Raw genomic sequence first — 1,162 nt, 5'->3', positions numbered from 1 at the left:
GTGTAGCGCGCGGCAGCGCACACGCACGCGCTGACATGAGGGCGGGTCCGGGAAGGCGGGCCCGCCCTTTTCGCATGCACGCCGCGCCGCCCGCCGGCGCGGTCGCTTCCGCTAGAATCCGAGACTGTCCGCGCACCGCACACGCACGAACCGGAGGTCCCGCACGTGACCGCGCCCTACGATCCGCACGCGATAGAGCCGAAGTGGCAGGATGCGTGGAAGGCCGAGGGCCTGCACGCGGTCACGGAGGACTCCTCGAAGCCCAAGTACTACGTGCTCGAGATGTTCCCGTACCCCTCGGGCGACATCCACATGGGCCACGTGCGCAACTACACCATCGGCGACGTCATCGCGCGGTACTTCACGATGCGCGGCCACTCGGTGCTGCACCCGATGGGGTGGGACGCCTTCGGTCTGCCCGCCGAGAACGCCGCGATCAAGTCGCAGACGCACCCGGCGACCTGGACCTACGGCAACATCGCCACCCAGCAGGCGAGCTTCGAGCGCATGGGCTTCAGCTACGACTGGGACCGCAAGGTCGTGACCTGCGACGAGGACTACTACCGCTGGGGCCAGTGGACGTTCCTGAAGTTCTGGGAGCGCGGTCTGGTGGACCGCCGGCAGTCGCCGGTGAACTGGTGCCCGTCGTGCGCGACCGTGCTCGCCAACGAGCAGGTCGTCGGTGACGGCGTGTGCTGGCGCTGCAAGTCGGTCGTGGAGAAGCGCGACCTCGAGCAGTGGTACCTCAAGATCACCGACTACGCCCAGGAGTTGCTCGACGACCTCGACACGCTGACCGGCTGGCCCGAGCGCGTGCGCACGATGCAGGCCAACTGGATCGGCCGCTCGGAAGGCGCCGAGGTCGACTTCACGCTGTGTGACGAGGCAGGCGAGCCTACCGGCGAGACGATCACGGTCTTCACGACGCGCCCGGACACGCTGTTCGGCTGCACGTTCTTCCTGCTCGCGCCGGAGCACCCGCTCGTGCGCACGCTCGTCGATGGGACGGAGTGCGAGGCCGAGGTCATGGCGGTGGTTGACGCCGCCGCGAAGGAGACCGCGGTCGAGCGCGCGAGCGGCGAGCGCGAGTGGCATGGCGCGCCGACCGGGCGGTTCGTGGTCAACCCGGTCAACGGCGAGCATGTGCCTGTCTGGGTCTGCG

Annotated in this window: 1 protein-coding gene; it reads left to right on the top strand. The window is 68.9% G+C overall.

Annotated features, from left to right (window positions below):
- Window positions 1–165 precede the first annotated feature (165 nt).
- The coding region (locus FDZ70_11085) for a leucine--tRNA ligase (GenBank protein TLM65491.1) at window positions 166–1,162 on the top strand (997 nt) is incomplete at its 3' end.

Source organism: Actinomycetota bacterium (assembly GCA_005774595.1).
Lineage (GTDB): Bacteria > Actinomycetota > Coriobacteriia > Anaerosomatales > D1FN1-002 > D1FN1-002.
The sequence above is the reverse complement of the archived record's forward strand: the minus strand, read 5'-3'. Positions and strand labels throughout refer to the sequence as shown.